The sequence below is a fragment of the Sedimentitalea arenosa genome, from assembly GCF_016428585.1.
GTDB lineage: Bacteria > Pseudomonadota > Alphaproteobacteria > Rhodobacterales > Rhodobacteraceae > Sedimentitalea > Sedimentitalea arenosa.
The window spans coordinates 26,013-51,091 of the sequence record NZ_JAELVR010000004.1 but is presented as its reverse complement, the minus strand read 5'-3'; the positions used below and the strand labels follow the sequence as shown (position 1 = coordinate 51,091).

23 protein-coding genes are annotated in these 25,079 nt (G+C 66.4%); 12 read left to right on the top strand and 11 right to left on the bottom strand.

What is annotated here, in order from left to right:
- Complete coding sequence (locus tag JF290_RS06730) at positions 1–1,473, top strand: MORN repeat-containing protein (protein WP_233155200.1); 1,473 nt, start codon at positions 1–3, stop codon at positions 1,471–1,473.
- Positions 1,474–1,494: 21 nt separating this feature from the next.
- Here the strand turns inward: JF290_RS06730 and JF290_RS06725 are convergent, their stop codons facing one another.
- Both JF290_RS06725 and JF290_RS06720 read right to left on the bottom strand, forming a co-directional pair.
- A complete protein-coding gene (locus tag JF290_RS06725) occupies positions 1,495–3,021 on the bottom strand; it encodes a cryptochrome/photolyase family protein (protein ID WP_199024077.1) in 1,527 nt (508 codons plus the stop codon).
- Positions 3,018–3,683 carry an SDR family NAD(P)-dependent oxidoreductase gene (locus JF290_RS06720; protein WP_199024076.1) on the bottom strand — a complete coding sequence of 222 codons (666 nt, stop codon included), beginning with the start codon at positions 3,681–3,683 and terminating at the stop codon, positions 3,018–3,020. Before JF290_RS06720 ends, JF290_RS06725 begins: the two co-directional genes overlap by 4 nt.
- A 296-nt stretch (positions 3,684–3,979) precedes the next feature.
- Here JF290_RS06720 and JF290_RS06715 point away from each other — a divergent pair, with 296 nt between their 5' ends.
- Positions 3,980–5,554: a 2-isopropylmalate synthase gene (locus JF290_RS06715; RefSeq protein ID WP_199024075.1), complete on the top strand. Its 1,575-nt coding sequence runs from the start codon at positions 3,980–3,982 to the stop codon at positions 5,552–5,554.
- Between the two features lie 47 nt (positions 5,555–5,601).
- Here JF290_RS06715 and JF290_RS06710 read toward each other — a convergent pair whose 3' ends face one another.
- Positions 5,602–6,534, bottom strand: coding sequence for a hydrogen peroxide-inducible genes activator (locus JF290_RS06710; protein WP_199024074.1), 933 nt, complete (start codon positions 6,532–6,534; stop codon positions 5,602–5,604).
- A 175-nt stretch (positions 6,535–6,709) separates the two neighbouring features.
- Between JF290_RS06710 and JF290_RS06705 the strand changes: the two genes are divergently transcribed.
- Positions 6,710–7,738 (top strand): calcium-binding protein, encoded by a 1,029-nt coding sequence (locus tag JF290_RS06705; RefSeq protein ID WP_199024073.1) that lies wholly within the window; start codon positions 6,710–6,712, stop codon positions 7,736–7,738.
- Between the two features lie 28 nt (positions 7,739–7,766).
- Here the strand turns inward: JF290_RS06705 and JF290_RS06700 are convergent, their stop codons facing one another.
- Positions 7,767–8,345 (bottom strand): PA14 domain-containing protein, encoded by a 579-nt coding sequence (locus JF290_RS06700; protein WP_199024072.1) that lies wholly within the window; start codon positions 8,343–8,345, stop codon positions 7,767–7,769.
- A 260-nt stretch (positions 8,346–8,605) separates the two neighbouring features.
- On the opposite strand from JF290_RS06700, the gene JF290_RS06695 reads away from it, so the two are divergent.
- From JF290_RS06695 to JF290_RS06670, 6 genes are read left to right on the top strand one after another with little or no spacing between them, the layout of a single operon-like run.
- Entirely contained in the window at positions 8,606–9,652 is a 1,047-nt protein-coding gene (locus tag JF290_RS06695) for a rod shape-determining protein (RefSeq protein ID WP_027263228.1), read from the top strand.
- Between the two features lie 58 nt (positions 9,653–9,710).
- Positions 9,711–10,613 (top strand): rod shape-determining protein MreC, encoded by a 903-nt coding sequence (gene mreC, locus JF290_RS06690; RefSeq protein WP_199024071.1) that lies wholly within the window; start codon positions 9,711–9,713, stop codon positions 10,611–10,613.
- Positions 10,606–11,142, top strand: a complete 537-nt coding sequence (locus JF290_RS06685; protein ID WP_199024070.1) for a rod shape-determining protein MreD — start codon at positions 10,606–10,608, stop codon at positions 11,140–11,142. The genes mreC and JF290_RS06685 overlap by 8 nt, the downstream gene beginning before the upstream one ends.
- Positions 11,142–13,085 (top strand): penicillin-binding protein 2, encoded by a 1,944-nt coding sequence (gene mrdA, locus JF290_RS06680; protein WP_199024069.1) that lies wholly within the window; start codon positions 11,142–11,144, stop codon positions 13,083–13,085. The genes JF290_RS06685 and mrdA overlap by 1 nt, the downstream gene beginning before the upstream one ends.
- Complete coding sequence (gene rodA, locus JF290_RS06675) at positions 13,082–14,233, top strand: rod shape-determining protein RodA (protein WP_199024068.1); 1,152 nt, start codon at positions 13,082–13,084, stop codon at positions 14,231–14,233. The genes mrdA and rodA overlap by 4 nt, the downstream gene beginning before the upstream one ends.
- Position 14,234: 1 nt before the next feature.
- A complete protein-coding gene (locus JF290_RS06670; protein WP_199024067.1) occupies positions 14,235–15,167 on the top strand; it encodes a 2-hydroxyacid dehydrogenase in 933 nt (310 codons plus the stop codon).
- Here the strand turns inward: JF290_RS06670 and JF290_RS06665 are convergent.
- Both JF290_RS06665 and JF290_RS06660 read right to left on the bottom strand, forming a co-directional pair.
- Positions 15,161–15,976 carry a TylF/MycF/NovP-related O-methyltransferase gene (locus JF290_RS06665; RefSeq protein ID WP_199024066.1) on the bottom strand — a complete coding sequence of 272 codons (816 nt, stop codon included), beginning with the start codon at positions 15,974–15,976 and terminating at the stop codon, positions 15,161–15,163. The two genes, JF290_RS06670 and JF290_RS06665, sit on opposite strands and share 7 nt — an antisense overlap.
- Positions 15,973–17,985 (bottom strand): M3 family metallopeptidase, encoded by a 2,013-nt coding sequence (locus JF290_RS06660; protein ID WP_199024065.1) that lies wholly within the window; start codon positions 17,983–17,985, stop codon positions 15,973–15,975. The genes JF290_RS06665 and JF290_RS06660 overlap by 4 nt, the downstream gene beginning before the upstream one ends.
- A gap of 137 nt (positions 17,986–18,122) precedes the next feature.
- Between JF290_RS06660 and JF290_RS06655 the strand changes: the two genes are divergently transcribed.
- Positions 18,123–19,331 carry a trans-sulfuration enzyme family protein gene (locus JF290_RS06655; protein ID WP_199024064.1) on the top strand — a complete coding sequence of 403 codons (1,209 nt, stop codon included), beginning with the start codon at positions 18,123–18,125 and terminating at the stop codon, positions 19,329–19,331.
- Here JF290_RS06655 and JF290_RS06650 read toward each other — a convergent pair.
- The 5 genes from JF290_RS06650 to JF290_RS06630 all read right to left on the bottom strand — a co-directional run bounded on the left by JF290_RS06650 (position 19,303) and on the right by JF290_RS06630 (position 23,838).
- The gene (locus JF290_RS06650; RefSeq protein WP_199024063.1) at positions 19,303–20,367 is read right to left on the bottom strand and encodes a HesA/MoeB/ThiF family protein; all 1,065 of its coding nucleotides are present in this window, start codon (positions 20,365–20,367) and stop codon (positions 19,303–19,305) included. The genes JF290_RS06655 and JF290_RS06650 overlap by 29 nt on opposite strands.
- Positions 20,367–20,822 (bottom strand): dUTP diphosphatase, encoded by a 456-nt coding sequence (dut, locus tag JF290_RS06645; protein ID WP_199024346.1) that lies wholly within the window; start codon positions 20,820–20,822, stop codon positions 20,367–20,369. Before dut ends, JF290_RS06650 begins: the two co-directional genes overlap by 1 nt.
- A 49-nt stretch (positions 20,823–20,871) precedes the next feature.
- Positions 20,872–22,068 (bottom strand): bifunctional phosphopantothenoylcysteine decarboxylase/phosphopantothenate--cysteine ligase CoaBC, encoded by a 1,197-nt coding sequence (coaBC, locus tag JF290_RS06640; protein ID WP_199024062.1) that lies wholly within the window; start codon positions 22,066–22,068, stop codon positions 20,872–20,874.
- A 76-nt stretch (positions 22,069–22,144) separates the two neighbouring features.
- Positions 22,145–22,963, bottom strand: a complete 819-nt coding sequence (locus tag JF290_RS06635) for a ChaN family lipoprotein (RefSeq protein WP_199024061.1) — start codon at positions 22,961–22,963, stop codon at positions 22,145–22,147.
- Positions 22,960–23,838 carry an RNA polymerase factor sigma-32 gene (locus JF290_RS06630; RefSeq protein WP_199024060.1) on the bottom strand — a complete coding sequence of 293 codons (879 nt, stop codon included), beginning with the start codon at positions 23,836–23,838 and terminating at the stop codon, positions 22,960–22,962. Before JF290_RS06630 ends, JF290_RS06635 begins: the two co-directional genes overlap by 4 nt.
- A 97-nt stretch (positions 23,839–23,935) precedes the next feature.
- Here JF290_RS06630 and cobU point away from each other — a divergent pair, with 97 nt between their 5' ends.
- Positions 23,936–24,463 carry a bifunctional adenosylcobinamide kinase/adenosylcobinamide-phosphate guanylyltransferase gene (gene cobU / locus JF290_RS06625; RefSeq protein ID WP_199024059.1) on the top strand — a complete coding sequence of 176 codons (528 nt, stop codon included), beginning with the start codon at positions 23,936–23,938 and terminating at the stop codon, positions 24,461–24,463.
- Positions 24,460–25,038, top strand: a complete 579-nt coding sequence (locus tag JF290_RS06620; RefSeq protein ID WP_199024058.1) for a histidine phosphatase family protein — start codon at positions 24,460–24,462, stop codon at positions 25,036–25,038. Before cobU ends, JF290_RS06620 begins: the two co-directional genes overlap by 4 nt.
- Positions 25,039–25,079: the final 41 nt, after the last annotated feature.

The window sequence follows — 25,079 nt, the reverse complement described above, 5'->3', positions numbered from 1 at the left end:
ATGCAGCACAGCGCGACATTCCGGCTTTGCGCCGCCGCCTTCGGCCTGACCCTGTGGTCCCTCGCGGCTCAGGCCCAGAACGAGAACGGCCAGGTTCTGACCACCCAGGACGATGTCGGGGGCGTCTACGAGGGCACCTTCCGCGGCGGTCTTCAGCATGGCACGGGCACCTATACCCTGCCCAACGGCTACCGCTATTCCGGTGAGTGGGAAGAGGGCGAAATCAAGGGCCGCGGCACTGCCTGGTTCCCGAACGGCTCGGTCTACGAGGGCGAATTCGCCAAGGGCAAACCGCATGGCGCCGGCAAGATCACCTTTGCAGACGGTGGCACCTATGACGGCGAATGGAGCGACGGGGCCATCAACGGGCGCGGCACGGTGATCTATGCCGATGGCTCCCGCTATGAGGGCGGCTTTCGAAATGCCGGGCATCACGGCACCGGCGTGATGCGCACGGCGGAGGGCTATGAATACCGCGGCGACTGGGTCGACGGGGTCAAGCAGGGCAAGGGCGAAATCACCTTCGCCGATGGTGCTGTCTATGACGGCGAGATGCAGGATGGCAAACGGTGGGGCCAGGGCACGTTGACCCTGCCCGATGGAGTGACCTATTCCGGCGGCTGGAAGAACGGCCAGTTCGACGGCACCGGAACGCTGACCCAGCCCAATGGCGATGTCTACACGGGCGAATTCGTCGGCGGTCGGCGACAAGGCCAAGGGCGCGTCGAATACGCCAATGGCGATGTCTACGAGGGCAGCTTCGTCGAGGACCGTCGGGAAGGCACGGGTACCTTCACTGGCCAGGACGGCTATGTCTATACCGGCGCCTGGACCAATGGGCAGATCGAGGGCGTCGGACAGGTCACCTATCCGGACGGCTCGATCTATGTCGGGGATTTCCGCAACGATCTCGCTCATGGGGTCGGCAAGATCACCTACACCGACGGCTCCTCCTACGAGGGCGACTGGGTCGCCGGCGTCATCGAGGGCAGCGGCACCGCGATCTACGCCAATGGCGTCGTGTACAAGGGCGAGTTCAAGAACGCGCTGAACCACGGGCAGGGCGTCATGACCTATGCCGACGGTTATCGCTATGAAGGCGAGTGGGAGAACGGTCAGCGACACGGCGAAGGCAAGGCGACCTATGTCGACGGATCGGTTTATACCGGCAGTTTCCGCCGCGGCCAGCGCGACGGCACGGGCGAAATCGTCATGGCGGACGGCTTTCGCTATTCGGGCACGTGGAAGGATGGAGAGATCAGCGGCGAAGGCATCGCGACCTATGCCAATGGCGACGTCTATGAAGGCATGTTCGAGAACGGCAAACGCCAGGGACCGGGCACAATGCGCTATGCCAGCGGCGAAGAGGAAACCGGGCGTTGGGACAACGGCGCGCTGACGAACGGCGCCCCGCCGGCCGCCGAGGACGACACCCCGGCCGCGCCTGACGAGGCCCCCGCCTCGGACGGCTGACACCGCACGTTGCGCGCGAACCTACACCGGCTCGCCTTGGTTCAACCGAGCCAGAAGCGCGCCGGCGTCCGATAGCACAGTATCGCGCCGCTCGGCGTCCATCCGGTCCCAGGTGCGGTACATGTTGCCCATGCGAGGGTTGCTTTCGAAGCGATCGCGGTGACGATTGAGGAAATGCCAGTAGAGCAGGTTGAACGGACAGGCGCCCTCGCCCGTCTTGACGCTCACCTTGTAGTCGCAGGCCTTGCAGTAGTCCGACATCCGGTTGATGTAGGCGCCGCTGCTGACATAGGGCTTTGAGCCGACGATCCCGCCATCGGCGAACTGGCTCATCCCGATCGTGTTGGGCGCTTCCACCCATTCGAACGCATCCGCATAGACCGCCAGATACCACTCATGCACCTGCGCCGGGTCGATGCCCGCGAGAAGCGCGAAGTTTCCCGTTACCATCAGGCGCTGGATATGGTGCGCATAGGCATCCTCGCGCGTCTGGGTCACCGCCTGTTCCATGCAGCGCATCCCTGTCTCGCCGCCCCAATAGACCGATGGCAGGTCGGCGTCGTGTCCAAGCGCGTTCAGCCCGGTATAGTCCGGGCCCTGCAGGAAGTAGATCCCGCGCACGAATTCGCGCCAGCCGAGAATCTGCCGGATGAAGCCTTCGGCTGCGTTGATCGGCACATCCCCGTCGCGCCAGGCCTGTTCGGCCGCCTTGCAAACCTCCATCGGGTCGAGAAGCCCGATATTCAGGTAGGGCGAGATCACCGCGTGATAGAGTGTGCGCTCGCCGCGCATCATCGCGTCCTGGTAGTCGCCGAAGCGGGGCAGCGCGTGGCGAATGAAATGCGCAAGCGCGCGGCGCGCCTGTGCCTGATCGGTGGCAAAGTGAAACGGGCGCAGGTCACCGAAATGATCCGAGAACCGGGACTCGACCAGATCGAGCACCTCCTCGATGACCTCGTCGGGCGTGAACTGCATGGGCCCGGAATGGTCGACCCCCTCGGGCGGTGGTTTGCGGTTCTCGGAATCGAAGTTCCACTGCCCGCCCGCGGGCTCGTCCTCCTCCATCAGCAGACCGGTCTTCCTGCGCATCTCGCGATAGAAATACTCCATGCGCAACTGCTTGCGCCCCTCGGCCCAGGTTTCGAAATCCGTGCGCGACGCGATGAAGCGGTCGTCGGCGTGAAACCGAATCTTGATCGGGCAATGCCTGAGCGCCTCGATCAGGCGCCATTCTCCGGGCGTGGTGACCAGAACCTCGTCTGCGCCCTGCTCTTCGGCCCGGCGCAAAATCTCGGCGCAGATCGAGCTACCGGCCTCCGGATCGTCGAGCCGCGTGTAGGCCACGCGCCAGCCATCTTGTTCCAGTCGCGCCGCGAACTTGCGCATCGCGGCCAGGATCAGCGCGATCTTCTTGGGATGGTGCCGGACATAGACGCTCTCGTCCGCGACCTCGGCCATCACCACCACGTCGCTTGACGGATCGGCCTTTCGCAAAGCGGACAGGCTCTTCGACAGTTGATCGCCGAGAACAAGAACCAGCCGGGTCACCAGGGCACCGGCTTTCCGGCCCAGTCGTAGAAACCACCGTTCTGCTCGGGCGTCAGCCCGTCGAGCACCCCCAGCAGATTCTGCGCCGCGTCCTCGGCAGCGACCGAAGGATGACGACCCAGATATTTCTCGGTGAAGGCGGTTCTGACCGTGCCGGGATGCAAGGCGACACAGACCCCCTGCTTGTGGCTGCGCGCCAGTTCGATCGCGCCGGTGTGGATCACCTGGTTCAACGCCGCCTTGGAGGCTCGATAGCTGATCCAGCCGCCCAACCGGTTGTCGCCGATCGAGCCGACCCGTGCGGACAGCGCCGCAAAGACCGACCGGCGATTCCGCGGCATAAGGTCAAAGGCATGTCTCATCACCAGCGCGGGCCCGATGACGTTCAGTGCCATCTGGTCCGCCATCGCCTCTGCCGATATCGCCTTGACCGTCTTTTCCGGCCCCGCGCCCCCGATCTCGAGCGCACCTGTCGCAATGAAAATCAGATCGAACTCTCCGTCAAGCCGCGCCATCCCCTCGGCCACGGCGGCCTCGTCGGTGACGTCGAACCCGTCCTGCGACCGGGACAGGCCGGTTACCTCGCTGCCCCGCGCGCGCAGCGCGGACTCGAGCGCCGAACCGATCCCACCCGAGTTTCCGATGATCAATACACGTTCCATGCCCTTGGACTTAACCGGGTTCGGCGCGAGGTCCAGCCTCGTGCCGGTGAAAACCCCGTGCCGATCGCGCACTCGCCGAATGATGAGAAAATTCGGCCTTCCCATTTGTGCCATGGCCGATATAACCTGTCCCCATGACCAACGCCGCCCATATCGCCGTTTCGTCCGCGCTCTGCGGATGTTCCGCGTGCGGCTTGCTGTTCCTAATGCGCCTCTGAGCGTGCCATTCAGGCGCGCCCGCTCAGAGGATGCAGCCCGCGCGCCATGGCTATAGGACAGAAACGAAAGACTCCGACATGACACAGATTGCAGACAAGGACCGCGTCCTGATCTTCGACACGACCCTGCGCGACGGCGAACAGAGCCCCGGCGCCACGATGACCCATGACGAGAAGCTCGAAATCGCAGGGCTGCTCGACGACATGGGCGTGGACATCATCGAGGCTGGCTTCCCGATCGCCTCCGAGGGTGATTTCCAGGCCGTGTCTGACATCGCGGCCAACGCGAGGAATTCGGTCATCTGCGGCCTCGCCCGCGCCAATATCGCCGATATCGACCGCTGCTGGGACGCGGTGAAACATGCGCGTCAGCCGCGCATTCACACCTTCATCGGCACCTCGCCCCTGCATCGCGCCATTCCAAACCTGACCCAGGACGAGATGGCCGACCGCATCCACGAAACCGTGACCCACGCCCGCAACCTCTGCGACAACGTGCAATGGTCGCCGATGGATGCCACGCGGACCGAATGGGACTATCTCTGCCGGGTGATCGAGATCGCGATCAAGGCCGGCGCCACGACGATCAACATCCCCGATACGGTGGGCTATACCGCCCCGGTGGAAAGCGCCGACCTGATCAAGCGCCTGATCGCCACCGTGCCCGGCGCCGACGAGGTGGTGTTCGCCACCCACTGCCACAACGACCTGGGCATGGCGACCGCCAACAGCCTCGCCGCCGTGGCGGGCGGTGCGCGCCAGATCGAATGCACGATCAACGGTCTCGGCGAACGGGCCGGAAACACCGCGCTGGAAGAGGTCGTGATGGCGCTGAAGGTGCGGCACGACATCATGCCCTGGACCACCGGCATCGACTCCACCAAGATCATGAACATCAGCCGTCGTGTCGCGACCGTCAGCGGCTTCCCGGTGCAGTTCAACAAGGCCATCGTGGGCAAGAACGCCTTTGCCCATGAAAGCGGCATCCACCAGGACGGGATGCTGAAGAACCCCGAGAATTTCGAGATCATGCGCCCCTCGGACGTGGGCCTGTCGGAAACCAACCTGGTGATGGGCAAGCATTCCGGACGCGCGGCGCTGCGCGCGAAGCTGTCCGATCTCGGGTTCGAACTGGGCGACAACCAGCTCAAGGACGTGTTCGTGCGTTTCAAAGAACTCGCCGACCGCAAGAAGGAAGTCTATGACGACGATCTGATCGCGCTGATGCGCGTCGGTGAAGACCCGGAAAACGACCGGCTCAAGATCAAGTCGCTGCAGGTGGTGTGCGGCACCAAGGGACCGCAGAAGGCGGACCTGGTGATGGAGATCGACGGCGTCGAACACTCCACCACCCAGACCGGCGACGGTCCGGTCGACGCGACCTTCAACGCGGTCAAGGCCCTGTTTCCGCACACTGCGCAACTGCAGCTCTACCAGGTGCACGCGGTGACCGAAGGCACAGACGCACAGGCCACCGTCAGCGTGCGCATGGAAGAGGACGGGCGCATCGTCACCGGCCAGTCGGCGGATACAGACACCGTGGTCGCCAGCGCCAAGGCCTATGTCAACGCGCTGAACCGGCTGATCGTGCGGCGCGAGAAATCCGCGCCGGGCAGCGACACGCGCGAGATCAGCTACAAGGACGTGTCCTGACACCCACCGGGCGCGGGCCGCTCTGGTCCGCGCCCGGTGGGCCGTGATCAGAGCGCGGTCACGATGGGGCCGAACTTGTCCCGGATCGTGCCGCGCAACTGCTCTACCAGAAGCTCGATCAACCGCATCCGCCCGGTCGAGCGCCGCCAGGCGCATCCGACGGTCCGGTTCAACCGCCCGGGCCGGAACGGCACGATCGCGACGGAGGAATCCCTGCCCCGGATTTCGGACTCTATGTAGAGCGCCGGTAGAAACCCGCAGCCCATGCCCATCCCGATCATCTGGCGTTGCGCGTCCAGGCTCGTGCCCTGGTAGTTCACCATCAGGGTCGCCCCGAGATCCGCGCACAGCGATGTGACGATATCGTTCAGCGCATATCCCTGCCCCAGGGTAAGAACGGGCATACCCGCAAGGTCGCTGTCCTGCGCCGCGCCCTGCCCGGCCAGCCTGTGATCGTCGGCCACGACCAGGAACAGCGGTTCGCGGAACACCGGAACCGTCATCACATCCGAGCTGCGCAGAGGCAGCTGCGAGATGATGATATCGTGCTCGCCTTGCAGCAGTTCGACCTCCAGCGCGCGCGGCGCGCCCTCGCGGATGAACAGGCCCATGTCGGGATAGCTGCGGTGCAGGTCGCGCACGACATGCGGCATCAGGTACGGGCCGACCGTGGACGACACACCGACATTCAGAACGCCGGACGTTCCGGCGCGCAAACTGACCGACAGATCCGCAAGACCCCGCACTTCTTCCATCACGCGTTGTGCGCGGGCGTGGATTTCGCGCCCCGGCGCGGTCAGCATGATCTCTCGCCCGCCCCGCTCGACCAGTTGCAAACCCAGTTCATGTTCCAGGTTGGCGATCTGCGCGCTCAGTGACGGCTGTGTCACCCCTTCGCTCTCGGCCGCCTTGCGGAAATGCCGTTTCTGCGCAACGGCGAGGAAAAACCGCAACTGTTTCAGCGTGATCCGTGTGTCCATGCGCCCGCATCCCGATCCGGTTCTGGTGTCTCCGATAGGGAATTCCGATCAGAGGCTCATGCAAAATCATATTCCAAAACGGCGATGCCGGCATACCTGAATTTCACCGAAACCCTGCACGCGGTGTCGAACGATCTTCCCGCCAGACTGCGCGACCAACCAAGGATTGAAAGCGATGAACGAGATTTACGGAACGCCCGGAAACGACATTCTGAACGGGACGCCCGGCAATGACGAACTCAACGGTCGGGGTGGACGCGACCAGTTGTTCGGCGGGGCCGGGAACGACGAACTCAACGGCGGCAGCGGCAACGACATTCTGAACGGAGGGGCTGGCAACGACGAATTGTTCGGCGGCCGAGGCGCCGACATCTTCATTGTCGGAGAAGGCTTCGACACGATCGACCTGCTGCGCCGGGAAGACACGGTCGAGATCCTGGCCGGGTCAGGCGTCTCGTCCTTCGCGGAGCTGTTGGCCGCCTCGACCATCGTGGACGGTGGCGACAGCACCCGCATCGATTTCGGCAACGGCAATGGCCTCTTGCTGGAAGACGTTCGACTGGATGCGTCCTATGAAAGCCAGTTCGTCTTTCTCGACGGTCCCGGCACGCCTCCGACGCCGCCCACGCCCCCTGCGCCACCGACCGGTCCGATCACCGGCACCAACGGCGCGGACGATCTGACCGGCACATCGGGTGCCGACGTGATCAACGGGCGGCGTGGCAACGACGATATCGACGGTCTCGGCGGCGACGACGTCCTCAGGGGCAATGCCGGCAATGACGACCTCAACGGAGGCGCTGGCGACGACACGCTCGAAGGCGGTGGTGGACGGGACGATCTGACCGGCGGCGACGGCGACGACACGCTGAACGGCGGGGCCGGGCGCGATGATCTGGTCGGCGGCGCGGGCGATGACGTGCTGGACGGAGGCCGGGGCAATGACGAGATGCTGGGAGGCGCGGGCAGCGACATCTTCATCTTCTCGCAGGGCCGCGACGAGATCGAGGATTTCAGCGCCGAGGACACGATCTGGATCGATGCCTCCGAGGTCGGCGTCGCCAGCTTCTCGGACCTGATGGCCACCGCCCGCGTGGTCGGCGACGGCGACGACGTGCGGTTCGATTTCGGCGGCGGCAACTCTCTGCGGCTCGAAGACACGGCGCTCGCCAGCCTCAACGAATCGGACTTCGTGTTCATCTGACCCCACCCGGGGCGGCGTGCGCGCCGCCCTACCGGCCGAAGGCGGCGTTCTCGACCCAGGAACGCTTGCCGCCGGCCGGGCCCATCTTCATCATCAGGCAGGCCGTGCCGGCATTCTGGTAATAGAAGATGTCGAGGTCATACCATCCGGCCTGCGGCGCTTCGACCTGTGTCACGACGGTGCTCTCGCACCCCTGGATGCCATCGAAATACCCGACCCGCTGGCCCCCGATGCGCGCATCCAGCCCGTCATTCACGAAGAACTCGATGTCATAGACCCCTGCGGCGGGGAAATAGTAGTAACCGTTTATCTGCGCCGTCATGTACCACGCGGCGGTCGAGGTCAGCGTCATATCGCCGAAATCGGTGTCGCGATAGTCCAGTCCGGACAGCGGCGGACCCGCCTTCTTCTGGCCCGAGTTGTAGATGCTCCGCGCCAGATCGATCGACTTGAACTTGTCCGACGCATAGCCGTACCTGACGTCCAACCCGCTCTTGACCGACCCCGGCTGAGGATTGGCCGGGGTCAGTTTCAGCGGTGCCGCCGACAGCACCGAAGCGCAGAGCGTCGCCAAGGCGACAACCATCGCGATCATCCCGGTTTTCATTGCGATCTCTCCGTTTGCAACTTACGGCGCAAGAACCTGCGCCGGCCCGATTTCAGCCTAGCAAGCGCCACGGCATTCGAACAGACCCGAGTCCGCAAGCTGACGCCGGAACACGCGCGCAAGACCGGGCAGTCTGGCGAAATGGCGCTTACCGGTGGCCATTACCTGCTTTCACCCACCTGGTCAGAAGCCTATAACAGCCTCGGCCTTCGGCTCCCCGAGTCGCAGGCCCAATGGCAGTTGTCTACAGGATCGATCGCATGTCTTGGTTTGGAAATTTTGGCGGACTCTTCGCGGCCGACATGGCGATCGATCTCGGCACGGCAAACACCCTGGTCTACGTCAAAGGGCGCGGGATAATCCTGTCCGAACCATCGGTCGTCGCCTACCACGTCAAGGACGGGGTCAAGAAGGTGCTGGCCGTGGGCGAGGACGCCAAGCTCATGCTCGGGCGCACCCCCGGCAGCATCGAGGCAATCCGCCCGATGCGCGAAGGCGTGATCGCGGATTTCGACACCGCCGAAGAGATGATAAAGCACTTCATCCGCAAGGTGCACAAGCGGTCCACCTTTTCCAAGCCCAAGATCATCGTCTGCGTGCCCCATGGCGCCACCCCGGTCGAGAAGCGCGCGATCCGCCAGTCGGTCCTGTCCGCGGGGGCCCGCAAGGCCGGCCTCATCGCCGAACCGATCGCGGCGGCCATCGGGGCAGGCATGCCGATCACCGATCCCACCGGCAACATGGTCGTGGACATCGGCGGCGGCACCACCGAAGTCGCGGTGCTGTCGCTGGGCGACATCGTCTATGCCCGCTCGGTCCGCGTCGGTGGCGACCGGATGGACGAGGCGATCATCTCCTACCTGCGCCGGCAGCAGAACCTGCTGATCGGGGAAAGCACCGCGGAACGGATCAAGACCAGCATCGGCAGCGCGCGCATGCCCGATGACGGACGCGGCGCATCGATGCAGATTCGCGGCCGCGACCTGTTGAACGGTGTGCCCAAGGAAATCGAGATCAGCCAGGCTCAGGTCGCCGAGGCGCTTGCCGAACCGGTGCAACAGATCTGCGAGGCGGTGATGACCGCGCTCGAGACCACGCCGCCCGACCTCGCCGCCGACATCGTCGACCGGGGCGTCATGCTGACCGGTGGCGGCGCGCTGCTGGGCGATCTCGACCTCGCCCTGCGCGAGCAGACCGGCCTCGCCGTGTCGATCGCCGACGAGTCGCTGAACTGCGTCGCGCTCGGAACCGGCAAGGCGCTGGAATACGAAAAACAGCTGCGCCACGCGATTGACTACGACAGCTAGGGCGCGCACCCTTTGATCATCGGGTAATCCGCGTCCCGGCGCGGCAAACGAGGGTCCATTGGCCAAGAACCGATCACAGCGTGATGACTATACCGGCCCCCTGCGGCGGCTGCTGCTCGGGGCGCTCTGTCTGTGTCTGCTGGCGATCTTCCTCGTCTGGCGCATCGACAGTCCGCGTGTCGAACAGTTTCGCGCGCGCGTGACCGACGCGGTCGTGCCGCGGATGGACTGGGCGATGGCGCCGGTCACCGGGGTCATCAACCTCGTGCGCGATTTCCAGAGCTACCAGCGCCTGTCCGAACAGAATCGCGACCTGCGCAGCGAATTGCGCCAGATGCAGGCCTGGAAAGAGGCCGCCCTGCAACTGGAACAGGAAAACGCCCGCCTTCTCGACCTCAACAATGTCCGGCTGGACCCGCGCCTGACCTATGTCACCGGCGTCGTGATGGCGGATTCGGGCTCGCCTTTCCGGCAATCGGTGCTGCTGAACGTCGGGGCGCGCGACGGCATCATGGATGGCTGGGCCGCGATGGACGGGATCGGCCTGGTCGGCCGGATTTCCGGCACCGGGCAGACGACCGCGCGGGTGATCCTGTTGACCGATCCGGCCAGTTCGGTGCCCGCACAGGTGCAGCCGTCGGGACAGTCGGCGCTGGTCGCCGGGGACAATTCGGCCGCGCCGATCCTGGACTTTCTCGAAAGCCCCGACCTCGTGCGCCCGGGCGACCGGGTGATCAGTTCCGGCGACGGCGGCGTCTTTCCCGCGGGTCTACTGATCGGGCAGGTCGCGGCCGATCCGTCCGGGCGGCTGCGCGTGCGGCTGTCGGCCGACTACGAGCGGCTCGAGTTCCTGCGCGTTCTGCGCCATCACGGTACCGAGGGGATCACCGATCCCGGCACCATCGTCGCGCCCGCCACGGCTGCGGTTCCCCTGTCGACAGAGGAGCCCACCGATGGATAGGCTGACCTCTCCCCATGTCTGGCTCATGCGGGTCTGGTTCATCGGCCTGGCCCTGCTGATCCTGTTCTTCCACCTGCTGCCGCTGGACACCCAGCCGCGCCGCTGGGCGCCACCGGACCTGCTGCTGGCCTTCACCTTCGCCTGGGCGATCCGCCGGCCCGATTTCGTGCCCGCGGCCAGCATCGCGGCGGTCATGCTGACGGCCGATCTGCTGCTGCAGCGCCCGCCGGGGCTGATGGCGCTGCTGGTGCTGCTGGGCAGCGAGTACCTGAAATCGCGCGCCACGACCCCGGGCGAGACCAGCTTCGCGGGCGAATGGGCCTCGGTCTGCCTCGTTCTCGTGGCGATCACGGTGCTCAACCGGTTGGCCCTCAGCCTGCTGCTGGTCGACCAGGCCCCGTTCGTGCTCAACCTGATCCAGATGGCGCTGACCATGCTGGTCTATCCACTCGTGGTGCTGATCACCCAGGGTGTCATGGGAGTGCGCCGCCTGTCTCCCAGTGACGCCGAAACCCTGGGAGCCCGCTGATGCGCCGCAATCCTCGCGAACTGGACGCCACCCACCGCACCATGAGCCGCCGCGCGGCATTGATGGGCGGGGTGCAACTGGCCTTCGTGGGCGCGCTCGGGCTGCGGATGCGCTACATGCAGGTCGACCAGGCCGACCAGTTCCGCCTGCTGGCCGAGGAGAACCGGATCAACATCCGCCTGATCCCGCCGGCGCGCGGCGAGGTGTTCGACCGCAACGGAACCATCGTTGCGCGCAACTCTCCCAGCTATCGTATCGTGATCGTGCGCGAGGACGCGGGCGATGTCGACAAGACCATCGCCGATCTGTCACGGCTCGTCGAACTGAACGAAGAAGACCTGAACCGGGCGATGACCGAAATGCGCCGCAGCGCGCCCTTTCTGCCCGTCACCATCGCCGACCAGGTCAGTTGGGACGCGATCAGCAAGGTCGCCGTCAACGCCCCCGCCCTGCCCGGCGTTACCCCCGAAGTCGGCCTGACGCGCGTCTATCCGCGCGGCGCGGACCTTGCCCATGTGGTCGGCTATGTCGGCCCGGTCAGCGACTACGATCTCAGCCAGCTCGAGGATCCGGAACCGGTGCTGCGGATTCCGCGCTTCCAGATTGGCAAGGTGGGGCTGGAATCCAAGCGGGAAGACGTGTTGCGCGGCGTCGCCGGGGCCAAGCGGGTCGAGGTCAACGCGACGGGGCGCGTCATGCGCGAACTGGACCGGCGCGAGGGCGTTGCGGGCGCCGACCTGCAACTGGCAGTCGATGCCGACCTGCAAGGCTATGTGCAGGCGCGGCTCGGCACCGAAAGCGCCGCCGCGGTGGTGATGGATTGCGAGAACGGCGACCTGGCGGCGATCTGCTCCTCGCCCAGCTTCGACCCGAACCTCTTCGTGCGCGGAATCTCGGTCGCGGACTACCGCGCGTTGACCGAGGATCCCTATCGCCCGCTGGCCAACAAGACCGTGCAGGGCACCTACCCGCCGGGATCGACCTTCAAGATGATCACCGCCATGGCGGCCCTTGAAAACGGCCTTGTGGGGCCGGATGAAACCGTCTGGTGCCCGGGCCATCTGGAAGTGTCGGGCCGCCGCTTCCACTGCTGGAAACGCGCGGGGCACGGGCATATGGACCTGCTGAACTCGCTCAAGCAGAGCTGCGACGTCTATTACTACGACCTCGCGCTCAAGGTCGGGATCGACAAGATTTCGGAAATGGCCAACCGCTTCGGTCTGGGCGTGCGCCATGACGTGCCGATGTCGGCGGTGGCGCAGGGGCTGACCCCCGACCGCGCCTGGAAAGAGCGCGTGCATGGCGATGTCTGGCGCGTCGGCGACACCGCCAACGCCTCGATCGGACAGGGCTTCATGCTGGCCTCGCCGCTGCAACTGGCGGTGATGTCCGCGCGGATCGCCACCGGCCGCGACGTCGCCCCGCGCCTGGTCAAGACGATCAACGGCATCGAGCAGCCGAGCGGCGCCGGCATCTCGATGGGGATGAACGAAAACAACCTGCGCAAGATCCGCCGCGCCATGTACGCGGTCTGCAACGACCGGCGCGGCACCGCCTATCGCAGCCGCATCATCGCGGACGATCTGCGCATGGCCGGCAAGACCGGCACCAGCCAGGTGCGCAACATCACCAAGGCCGAGCGCGCCGCAGGCGTGATCCGCAACAGCGACCTGCCCTGGGAGCGGCGCGATCACGCGCTGTTCGTCAGCTTCGCGCCTTTCGAGAACCCGCGCTACGCTGTGTCGGTGGTGGTCGAACATGGCGGCGGCGGCTCGACCGCGGCGGCCCCGATCGCGCGCGACGTGATGCTGCAGGCGCTTTACGGCGGCACCCCGCCGCTGTCGGCCTATCCCGCCGGCGACCGCAGCGCGATCAAGGCCCAGCAGGAGCGGCTGCACCGCGAGCATCCCAATATCGGCGCCCCGGTGAGCGACCGCGCATGAGCTATCTCGAGCATAATCTCAAGTCGACCCCGACGGGTCTGCGCAAGCTGCTGCACATGAACTGGCCGCTGACGCTGCTTCTGATCAGCGTCGCCTCGGTTGGCTTCCTGATGCTCTACTCGGTCGCGGGCGGCTCCTTCACGCCCTGGGCCGAACCACAGATGGAACGTTTCGCGCTCGGGCTCTTCGTGATGACCCTTGTCGCGATGGTGCCGATCTGGTTCTGGCGCAACATGGCCGTCGTCGCCTATGGCGTGTCGGTGCTGCTGCTGATCCTGGTCGAGGTGATGGGCACGGTCGGCATGGGCGCGCAGCGCTGGATCGACCTCGGGTTCATGCGGCTGCAACCGTCCGAGCTGATGAAGATCACCCTCGTGATGCTGCTGGCCGCTTATTACGACTGGCTGCCGGCCCGGCGCACCTCGCGCCCGTTCTGGGTGCTGATCCCGGTCCTGATGATCCTGTTTCCCACGTTTCTCGTGCTGCGGCAGCCCGATCTCGGCACCTCGATCCTGCTGCTGGCGGCGGGCGGCGGGCTGATGTTCCTCGCCGGGGTGCACTGGGCCTATTTCGCCGCGGTGATCGCCGCAGGCGTCGGCCTCGTCACGGCGGTGTTCCAGAGCCGCGGCACCGACTGGCAATTGCTCAAGAACTACCAGTATCGCCGCATCGACACCTTCCTCGACCCCTCGACCGACCCGCTGGGCGCCGGCTATCACATCACCCAGTCCAAGATCGCGCTCGGCTCCGGCGGCTGGACAGGGCGGGGCTTCATGCAGGGCACCCAGTCGCGGCTGAACTTCCTGCCTGAAAAGCACACCGATTTCATCTTCACGACCCTGGCCGAGGAATTCGGTTTCGTCGGCGGTTTCTCCCTGCTGACGCTCTACACGCTCATCATCGTCTTCTGCATCGCCACGGCGCTGGCCACGCGCGACCGGTTCTCGTCGCTCGTCACGCTGGGGATCGCGATCAACTTCTTCCTGTTTTTCGCGGTGAACATGTCGATGGTGATGGGCCTTGCGCCCGTGGTCGGCGTACCGCTTCCGATGGTCAGCTATGGCGGCTCTGCCATGCTGGTCCTGATGGTCGCCTTCGGCCTCGTTCACAGCGCGCATATCCACCGCCCCCGTCAACAGGGACTCTGAAATGACCGCCAATATCCTTTTCGCGGCCACGGCGAACCGCTGGGCCGAATACGAAACACCGCTGTCCGAAGCGCTGCGCGAGGCCGGTGTCGCCTTCGACCTGCGCACCGATTTCCCGCCCGACGAGGTCGATTACATCGTCTATGCGCCCAACAGCGAAGTGCAGGACTTCAAGCCCTACACCCGGCTCAAGGCGGTGCTGAACCTCTGGGCCGGGGTCGAGGACGTGGTCTTCAACCCGACGCTGAGCGTGCCGCTGGCCCGCATGGTCGATCACGGTCTGACGCAGGGCATGGTCGAATGGGTGACGGGCCACGTGCTGCGCCATCACCTCGGCATGGACGCACATATCCTCGGCCAGGACGGGCAATGGCGCACCGAGGTGCCGCCTCTCGCGCAGGATCGGCGCGTCACGATCCTCGGGCTGGGTGAATTGGGACGCGCCTGCGCCGACAGCCTCGCCCGGCTGGGCTTTCCGGTCTCGGGCTGGAGCCGCAGCGCCAAGAGCCTGCCCGACGTGACCACCTACCACGGCGATGACGGCCTCGCCGAGGCCCTGTCCCGCGCGGACATCCTCGTGCTGCTCCTGCCCGACACGCCCGATACCACAGACCTCGTGAATGCGGACAGGCTGGCCCAGATGCCCGAGGGGGCCGTCCTGATCAACCCCGGGCGGGGCACGCTGATCGACGACACGGCGCTGATCGAGGCGCTCGACAGCGGCCGGCTGGGCCACGCCACGCTCGACGTGTTCCGCACCGAGCCGCTGCTGCCCGTGCATCCGTTCTGGGCGCATCCCAAGGTGACCGTCACGCCGCATATCGCTTCGGCGACACGGGCGGACAGCGCCAGCCGTGTCATCGCCGAGAACGTCCGCCGGGGCGAGGCGGGCGAACCGCTCCTGCATCTTGTGAATCGCGACCTCGGCTACTGAGGCTTGCGCCACCACACGCCGGTGTGGTCGATGCGGTGGATTTCCGCGGCGATGCCTTCGGCCGCGCGGTAGTCCTCGATCGCCGCGCGACAGGCCTTGATGCCGCCGTAATCGTCCACGATCACGAACCCGCCCGGCGCAAGCTTGGGATAAAGCGCGGTGATCGCCTGAATCGTGGATTCATACATGTCGCCATCCAGCCGGATCAGCGCGAACTGCGGCACGTCCAGCTTGTGCAATGTGTCCTTGAACCAGCCAACGACGAATTCGACCTGCTCGTCCATCAGATCGTAGGCCTCGAAGGTCTTCCGGACCGCCTCGACCCCGACCGCCAGCCGACCCCGCGTGTGATAGCGGCTGCCCGTGTCGGCGGGAAACGCCGCCTCGTCGGGCGGCGGCAGGCCTTCGAAACTGTCGGCCAGATAGACCTTGCGGTCGGTCACGCCGCGAAACTTCAGCACCCCGCGCACCATCGCCGACGCGCCCCCGCGCCAAACGCCGGTTTCGATGAAATCCCCGGGGACGCCTTCGGCGATCGCCCGGTCGGTCAGGTGCGCCACGTTCTGCAACCGCTTGATCCCGGCCATGCTGTGCCCCACGACCGGCCAATCGCGCCCCTGGAACCGCTTCCTGGCATCGAACTGCACCCGCTTGCCGCGCCGCACGATCGGGCGGTCCGCGCCATAGATCATGTCGGTCAGGCATTTCGCCATCAGATCGACATACATCTCGAAGGGCGGATCGCTGGGCAAGGCGCGGTCGGGCGGCACCTCCCGCGCGTCCGCGCCGGGTTCCGATCCATCGCTCATGCCGCCAGCCCGCGGCCTTTGAGCAGCGCCTCGACCCCCGGCAGCCGGCCGCGAAACGCGGTGTAGAGCACGTCGGGCTCGCGCGATCCGCCGGTCGACAGGATGTGGGTCTCCAACGCCCGCGCGCGCTCCTCGTCAAAGGCACCGCCGGCTTCCTCGAACGCGGCAAAGGCATCGGCGTCCATCACCTCTGACCACATGTAACTGTAGTAGCCGCTGGAATAGCCGTCGCCGGAAAACACATGCGCGAATTGCGGCGTGGCGTGGCGCATCCCGATGGCGTGCGGCATGCCCAGATCGGCCAGAACCTCGGCCTGTCTGGCCATCGGATCGGCCGGGGCCGCGTCCTCGTGAAAGGCCAGGTCGACAAGCGCCGAGGCGACGTATTCCACCGTCTGGAACCCCATGTCGAAATTCGCGGCCTTCAGCACCTTGTCCAACATGTCCTGCGGCATGGGCTCACTGGTCTCGGCATGAGTGGCGAATTCGCGCAACACCTCGGGCACTTCCAGCCAGTGTTCGTAGAGCTGGCTCGGCAGTTCGACGAAATCCCGCGCGACCGAGGTGCCGGAAATGCTCTCATAGGTCACATCCGACAGCATCTGGTGCAGCGCGTGGCCGAACTCGTGAAACAGCGTCCGCGCGTCGTCGTAGGACAGCAGCGCCGGATCGCCCTTGGCGAAATTGCACACGTTGATGACCACCGGCGCCTGCACCGCGGGAAACTTCGCCTGGCTGCGCATCGCACTGCACCACGCGCCCGACCGCTTGCTGCCGCGCGCGAAATAGTCGCCGATGAACACCGCCACATGCGCGCCGTTTCTGGTCACCTCCCAGGCCCGGCAATCCGGATGGTAGAGCGGGATGTCCAGTTGCCTGAACTCGAGCCCGAACAACCGGTTGGCGCAGGCGAACGCCGCCTCGATCATCCGATCGAGCTGCAGGTAGGGTTTCAGCGCCGCCTCGTCGAGGTCATGCTCGGCCTTGCGCCGCTTCTCGGCATAATAGCGCCAGTCCCACGGCTCCAGCGGTCCGTTGATGCCGTCCTCCTGCATCATCCGGGTCAGCACCTCGGCATCCGCATCCGCCCGTGCCTTGGCCGGCCCCCAGACCGCCATCAGCAACTCGCGTACCTTGGCGGGCTCGCGCGCCATCTCGGTCTCGAGCTTGTAGTCGGCAAAACTGTCATAACCCAGCAACGCCGCGCGTTCCTCGCGCAGTGCCAGCGTCTCTGCCGCGATCGCCCTGTTGTCGGTGTCGCCGCCATTGGCCCCGCGCGCGGCCCAGGCAAGATAGGCTTTCTCGCGCAGGTCGCGGCGCGGCGAAAATTGCAGGAACGGCACGATGATCGACCGCGACAGCGTGACCACGGGACCGTCCAGCCCCTTTTCCTTGCCCGCCGTGCGGGCGGCATTGACGACGAAGCCCGGCAGCCCTTCCAGATCGGCCTCGCTCAGCTCCATGTGCCAGTCGCGCTCATCCGCCAAAAGGTTCTGGGTGAACTGCGTGCCAAGGCTCGCAAGACCGCTCTTGATCTCCTTCATCCGCGCATCCTCGGCCCCGTCCAGCGCAGCCCCCGCGCGCACGAAGCCGCGATGGGTCAGCATCAGCACCCGCGCCTGTTCTTCGGTCAGGTCGAGACTGTCGCGCCGCTCCCACAGGTCGGCAACCCGCGCGAACAGCACCTTGTTCGACGAAATCGCCGAGAAATGCGCCGCGAGACGCGGCGAAAACTCGCGCTGCAAGGCCTCCCGCGCAGGGTTGCTGTCAGCGCCCGCCACCGTGAAGAACACCGACAACACCTTGTCGAGCTGCCGGCCCGCGGCCTCCAGCGCCTCGACCGTGTTGGCGAAACTCGCCGCGTCCGGATTGTTCGCGATGGCGTCGATCTCGGCCTCGTGGGCGGCGAGCGCCTCGTCCAGCGCCGGCGCGAAATCGTCATCGGAAATGTCGTCGAACGGGGCGATCTCAAACGGTGTCGCCCAGTCGGACAGGATCGGATTTGTCATGCGGATCTCCTTTGCGCCCAAGCTAGGCGCGCACCCGACCGGGGTCCAGTGCCAGCGGTCGCGACACGAGCAAAAACAGGTTGCAACAGGCCTGTGGCGCCGCCACGGTGCCGCGACATGTCAGAAAGGAGCCCCACATGAGCCGTCGCAACGCATCGCACGGACCGATGACCACCGCCATTCACGCCGGTGAAAGCCCCGATCCCGCGAACGGCGCCTCGGCACCCGCGATCCACATGTCCTCGACCTTCGTCTCGGGCGACGTTTCCGGCTTTTCCGCCCATGACCTGACGCCCGACAGCCCCTATGCCTATGCCCGCTGGGCCAATCCGACCACTGCGATGCTGGAAACCAAGATCGCCGCGATGCAGGGCACCGAGGAGTGCCTCGCCACCGCCTCGGGCATGGCGGCCGCCAGCGCGATCTTCTTCACCTTCCTGTCGGCAGGCGATCACGCGGTCATTTCCGATGTCTCCTATGCCGGCGTCGGCGAACTGGCGCGCGATACGCTGCCCCGGCTGGGCATCGAGGTCACCACCGTCAACATGTCCGATCCGGCCGCCGTCGCGGACGCGATCCGGCCGAACACCAGGCTTCTGCACAGCGAAAGCCCGGTGAACCCGATCATGCGCCTGACCGACCTCGCCGCGATTTCCAGGCTCGCCCATGACGCCGGCGCGCTCCACTCGACGGATGCCACCTTCGCGTCGCCACTTGGCATGGACACCGGCGCGCTCGGCGTCGACTTGGTGATGCACTCGACCACCAAATATGTCGGCGGGCATGGCGACGCGGTCGGCGGCGCGGTCGCGGGCCGGGCCGAGCTGATCCGCCGGATGCGGCTCGAAGCCTCGATCCACCATGGCGGCATCCTGTCACCGTTCAACGCGTGGCTCATCGCCCGCGGCGCCGCGACCCTGCCCCTGCGCATGAAGGCGCACGCTGCCGGCGCCCAGGCGGTGGCCGAATGGCTCCAAACCCACCCGTCCGTCACCAAGGTGATCTATCCGGGACTGGAAACGCACCCGCAGCACGACCTGGCGCAGCGGCAGATGTCCAACTGCTCCGGCATGCTCAGCTTCCAGGTCGGCGACGCGGCCACCGGAGAGCGCATCGCCCAGCAGATGATCGACCGGTTCGAGGTCATCCACTACGCCGTCTCGCTCGGCCATCACCGCAGCCTGATGTTCTGGATGGAAACCGCCGGGTTGATGGAGACCTCCTTCCGCCTGACAGGCGCCTCGCAGGAAGACTACCGCGCCTATGCGGGCGACGGCATCTTCCGCATGTCCGTCGGTCTGGAAGACCCCGAGGATCTCATCGCGGATCTTGACCGCGCGTTGTGACGCCGCAAACCGGGCAGTCGGCGCGCGGCTTCAACCGGATGGTGCGGGTCTCGCCGTAAAGCGCATCGTAGATCAGCATCTGCCCGCGCAAGGGCGCGCCGGCATCGGTCACCACCTTGATCGCCTCCACCGCCATCATCGCGCCGATCACACCCGGCAGCGGGCCGATCACCCCCGCCTCGGCACAGGACGGCGCCAACCCCGGCGCCGGGGCTTCCGGGAAGATGCATTGATAGCAGGGGCCGGAATGCGCCGGGTCGAACACGCTCAACTGCCCCTCCCATTGCGACAACGCGCCCGAAATCAGCGGCTTGCCTGCCGCCACGGCGGTCGCGTTGGACAGGTAGCGGGTGTCGAAATTGTCGGTGCCGTCGAGGATGACGTCATAATCCGAAAACAGATCGGCGGCGATCTCCCCGGTCAGCCGCCGGTGATAGGGCCGCACGATCACCGCCGGATTCTGTGCCTCCATCGCCGCCTGCGCGGAAAACACCTTGGGCATGCCGATATCCCGGTCCCGGTGAATGACCTGCCGCTGCAGGTTGGCGTTCTCGACCACGTCGTCGTCAATCACCCCGATCGTGCCGATCCCGGCCGCCGCCAGATACTGCAGCGCCGGCGCGCCCAGACCGCCGGCCCCGATAACCAGAACCCGCGCCTGTTTCATCCGCTTCTGCCCGGGCCCGCCGATCTCGCGCAGCACGATGTGGCGCGCATAGCGGTTCAGCTCGGTCTCGGAAAACGCGCCGACCGTCGCCCCGGCGGGCGGTGCCTCGCTCGCCTCCGCCCGCCGCCTCAGCCGCTTCAGAACCTGCCCATAGCCGACACCGATCAGCGCGAACCCACCCAGGATCAGCCACAACGCGGGGGACTCCCCGGTCGCCTGCCGCACCGGGTGCCCGTCAGGCAGAACCAGCTGCAGCAAGAGCACGCCCCCGAACAGGATCGCGATCATCACGAACCGCGCCCGCCGCGGCGCCTTCATCAACGCGCCCAGTCCCCAGAGTAGCGCGGCAAGTGCCAGAACCAGCAGCATCAGAACCGTCCCGTCGATCCGAACCCGCCGGCGCCCCGCGCCGAACCGCCCAGCTCCGCCACGAGGTCGAACCGCGCCTGCACCACCGGGGCGATCACGATCTGCGCGATCCTGTCGCCATGACGCACCTCGAACGGCGCCTCCCCGGCGTTCATCAGGATCACCCCCAGCGGCCCGCGATAGTCGCTGTCGATGGTGCCGGGCGCGTTCGGCAAGGTGATCCCGTGCTTCAGCGCCAGCCCGGATCTCGGCCGGATCTGCGCCTCGTAGCCCGCCGGAATCTCCAGCCGCAGCCCGGTCGGCACCAGCGCCCGTTCCCCCGCGGCCAGCCGCATCACACCGCGATCGGCGAAGTTGGCACGCAGGTCCGCGCCCGCCGCGCCGGCGGTCTCATAGCTGGGCAGGGCGACGCTCTCATCCGCCCCCTCCTCACGTGTCACCCGGATCGAAACCATGTCCTGAACCTGCTTCATCTTTGCGAAAATACTCTCGCCGAAGGCGGCGTCACCCGCTCAAGGCATCGGCGATCCGCTCGGCCAACTGTCGCGCCACCGCATCCTTGCCCATGCGCGGCCAGGTCTCAGCACCATCCGCCGAGATCAGAACCACGGCGTTCTCGCTCCCGCCCATGATCCCGGTCGCCGGGCTGACATCGTTGGCGACGATCCAGTCGCACCCCTTGCGCACCCGTTTCGCGGTGGCATGCGCCACCACGTCGTCGGTCTCGGCGGCGAATCCGATGACAAGCGCCGGGCGGCCCTGCTCCATCTGCGCCACGCCCGCCAGGATATCCGGGTTCTCGGCGAACCTGAGCACCGGCATCCCGTCGCGCGTCTTCTTCAGCTTGCGCTCAGAAGCCTGCGCCATGCGCCAGTCGGCCACCGCCGCCGCGAACACCGCCGCGTCGACCGGCAGCGCCGCCTGCACCGCGTCGGCCATCTCCTGCGCGGTCTGCACCGGCACGATCTCCACCCCCTCGGGCGGCGGCACCGAGGCCGGACCGGTCACGAAGATCACCTCCGCCCCCAACGCCGCGAGCGCCCGCGCGATCGCGGTGCCCTGCGCGCCCGAGGAGCGGTTGGCGATGTAGCGCACCGGGTCGATCGGCTCGTGCGTCGGCCCCGAGGTCACCAGCACCCGCCGCCCCGCCAGCGGCCCGTCCGACAGCCCCGCGTCGATCGCGGCCAGGATCTCCGCCGGTTCGGCCATGCGGCCGGGGCCGAACTCGCCACAGGCCATCGATCCCTCGTTCGGCCCGATCACCCGCACGCCGTCCCCGCGCAAGCGGTCGAGGTTGCGCCGTGTCGCCGGGTGCTCCCACATCCGCACGTTCATCGCCGGCGCGATCAGCACCGGCGTGTCGGTGGCCAGCAGCAGCGTCGAGGCCAGATCGTTCGCCAGCCCCGTCGCCATCTTCGCCATCAGGTCTGCGGTCGCCGGGGCCACCACCACCAGATCGGCGCTGCGCGACAGCTGGATATGGCCCATCTCGGCCTCGTCGCCCAAATCGAACAGGTCGCGATACACCTTGTGACCGGCCACCCCCGCCACCGAAAGCGGCGTGACGAATTCCTCCCCGGCGCGGGTCAGAACCGGCGTCACGGCGGCCCCCGCGTCCTTCAACCGCCGGATCAGTTCAAGCGTCTTGTAGGCGGCGATGCCGCCGCCGATGATCAGCAGAATGCGTTTTGAAGCCAGCATGGCGCACGTCTCCGGTCCGAACCGCCCCGACCATAGGCGCGGCACTTGCGATCCGCCAGCGCTTATCCGCGCCGGCTCAGTTGCTGCGCGTGAAGGCGAGGCAGGGATCGTCGCGCTCGACCGGCGGGCTGTCCAGCACCGCGTCGAACACCCCGTCGATGCCACCGTTCTCGGATTGGCCGAGCGCGAAGACGGCAAGGCCCGGACGCACCCGGTCGAGATAGACCGGGATGCCCCAATCCCGGCGCGCATGACCGTTGCCGGTGATCACCGCCACCGGCCCGCCGGTTTCTTCCAGCGCCATCAGCACCTCGCGCGCCAGAACCGCGTCGCGCAGGCGCTGAATCCCGACCATGGCCGGCAAGCGGTCGCGCGGGATCGCCTCGCAATGGGCGGCGAATTGCAGCTCGACCCGTTCCGCCATCTCCGCGGGCGGCAGATCGACGGTCAGCCCGTAGCGCGCCGCATCCGCTCCGAAGGCCACCGCTTCGCCCGCCTGCATCGCCGCCATCGCCGCCTCGCGCGGGACCGCGCCGCCATAGATCCGGGCGCCCGGCACCGCCTTGAACAGCGGGTAATACATGGCGAAGGCCGGCCAGCCGGATTCGGCCCAGTCCAGAATGCGCGCCATTTCCTCGGGACGGTTGATCAGTTGCGCGCCGATCCGGCCGGCCTGCACGCCGGTCAGCATCTCCCAGACCACCGCCTTGGGCTGCAACGCGGCCAGTGCCGCGCGTTGGGTCTCGTGATGGGCCGGGTTGTCGTGGATTTCACCCAGCAGGACCACGTCCGCCTCTGACATCCGCTCCAACAGGTCATCAGACAAAGAGGCCGCCCAACTCGGGGCGGCCACACATGCCACAAGGGCGATCAGGATGTTGCGAAAGGATCTCATGCGAGAAAGTGTTGCACTTCGCGCGACTGGCTTTCAAGACTCTTGCGCATCTTCTGGAACGCCGCCGCTTCGAGCTGGCGCACCCGCTCCTTGGACAGGCCCAGCTCGTCGCCGAGGCTCTCCAGCGTGCGCGCCTGGTCGCGCAGCTTGCGCTCGCGCACGATGAATCGCTCGCGATCGCTCAGCGTCTGCATCGCGGCCAGCAGCCATTCGCGCAGCTGCTCGCGGTCATGAGTGTCTTCGACCAGTTCTGCGGCCTGCGCGCTGTCGTCTTCCAGCGCATCGATCCACTCGCGGCCCTCGTCCTCGACCGATTGGGTCGCGTTGAGCGAGAAATCCGACCCCGACAGGCGACCTTCCATCATTTCGACATCCCGCAGCGGCACGCCGATCTCGGTCGAGATCATCTGGTGCAACTGGTGCCGGTCCAACTTGTCGCCCCGCGCGGCCGCCTCACGCTCCAGCCGCGCCTGCACCCGGCGCATGTTGAAGAACAGCGATTTCTGGGACGAGGTTGACCCGGTGCGCACCATCGACCAGTTGCGCATCACGTAATCCTGGATCGACGCCTTGATCCACCAGACCGCGTAGGTCGAGAACCGCACACCGCGATCCGGGTCGAACTTGTCCGCGGCCTTCATCAGCCCGAGCCCGGCCTCCTGCACGAGGTCGTTCATCGGAGCACCGTACCGGCGGAACTTGGCCGCCATCGAGATCGCCAGTCGCATGTATGCGGTGATCAGGCGATGCAGGGCCGCCTCGTCGCGCTGGTCCCGCCAAGCGTAGGCCAGCCTCAACTCGGTCTCCGCATCCAGCAATTCGGCCTTCATCGCCTTGCGTGACAATGAGACTTCTCGAGACGCATCCAGTGCCATCAGGTACCCCCAGTCGTTGTCATTCGGAAGCGCGTCTTGTCTTGCGCTTTTGTGACGTTTACGCAGGTTAACGGAAACTGGATCACTCAAAGGTCAAATGCACGTGCGGCAAACCCTGACCCTGGTGCTCGGCGGGGCGGCATCCGGCAAATCGGCCTTTGCCGAGACGCTGGTGATGGCGACAGGAAAACCGAGGGTCTACCTCGCCACCGCGCAGGCGTTCGATGACGAGATGCGCGCCAAGGTCGACCGCCACCGCGATCAGCGCGGCCCCGACTGGACGACGCTCGAGGCCCCGCACGATGTCGCGCCGGCCCTGTCCGGCTTGCACACCGATCAGGTCTGCCTGCTGGATTGCGCGACCATGTGGCTCAGCAACCGGATGCTCGCCGAGGACGATCTTGCCACCGCCCAGGACAAGTTTCTGGCCGCGCTCGCGGGCTGTGCCGCCGAACTGGTCGTCGTCAGCAATGAAGTCGGGCAGGGAATCGTACCGGACAATGCGCTGGCACGGCGGTTCCGCGACGCGCAGGGGCGACTCAACATCGCCCTCGCCGCCCGGTCCGACCGCGTGATCCAGGTGGTCGCCGGCCTGCCGCTGATCCTCAAGGGCGCCCCGCTGTGACCACGCTGCACCTCGTCCGGCATGGCCCGACTCATGCGAAATCGATGGTCGGCTGGTCCGACCTGCCTGCCGATCTCAGCGACACGGAAACGTTGCGCCGCCTGTCGGGACATCTCCCGCCGGACGCGGTGGTGATCTCCTCGGACCTGTCCCGCGCCGCGCACACCGCCGACGCGATCCAGGACAGCCGCGAACGCTTGCCGCATGATCCCGACCTGCGCGAGATCAATTTCGGGGCCTGGGAACTGCGCCGCGCCGCCGAGATCGAGGCGGAAGATCCGACACTGATCCGCGCCTACTGGGAAACTCCCGGCGATATCCGTCCGCCCGGCGGCGAAAGCTGGAACGAGGTGCGCGCCCGCGTCGACGCCGCCATCGATCGGCTGATCCGCGCCCATGACGGGCGGCACGTGATCGTCGTGGCCCATTTCGGCGTGATCCTGACCCAGCTGCAACGCGCCACGGGCCTCGCCGCCTATGACACCTTCGGCCACCGCATCGACAACCTCTCGGTCACCGACATGCGGGCGGGGACCGCGGGCTGGCGGATCGGGCGGATCAATCACCGCCCGTGATGCGGCTGCGCACGAAAATTCGGTGGTCGCCGGACGACCGG